Origin of the sequence: Micromonospora sp. DT43 (assembly GCF_049841645.1) — a bacterium.
Classification (GTDB): Bacteria; Actinomycetota; Actinomycetes; order Mycobacteriales; family Micromonosporaceae; genus Micromonospora.
The window spans coordinates 1-327 of record NZ_JBNCKR010000039.1 but is presented as its reverse complement, the minus strand read 5'-3'; the positions used below and the strand labels follow the sequence as shown (position 1 = coordinate 327).

The window sequence follows — 327 nt, the reverse complement described above, 5'->3', positions numbered from 1 at the left end:
CCCTGGTAACCACCCTCACGGCGGTCACCACCACGGAAACCACCGTCACGGTCACCACCGCGGAAACCACCCTCACGCGGCGCACCGGAGCGCGACCCATCGCGGTCGCCACCACGGAAGCCGCCACCCTCGCGACGGTCTCCGCCACGGAAGCCACCCTCGCGGTCTCCGCCACGGAAGCCACCCTCGCGCGGCGGACCGGAACGACCACGGTCACCGCCGCCCTCGTAACCACCCTCACGGCGGTCAGCACCACGGAAACCACCGTCACGGTCACCACCGCGGAAACCACCCTCACGCGGCGCACCGGAGCGCGAACCATCGCGG

At 71.9% G+C, this 327-nt stretch carries 1 protein-coding gene; it reads right to left on the bottom strand.

The genetic code is table 11. The features are described from left to right. The coding region (locus tag ACLQ26_RS33040) for a hypothetical protein (RefSeq protein WP_425748277.1) at positions 1-280 on the bottom strand (280 nt) is incomplete at its 3' end. Positions 281-327: the final 47 nt, after the last annotated feature.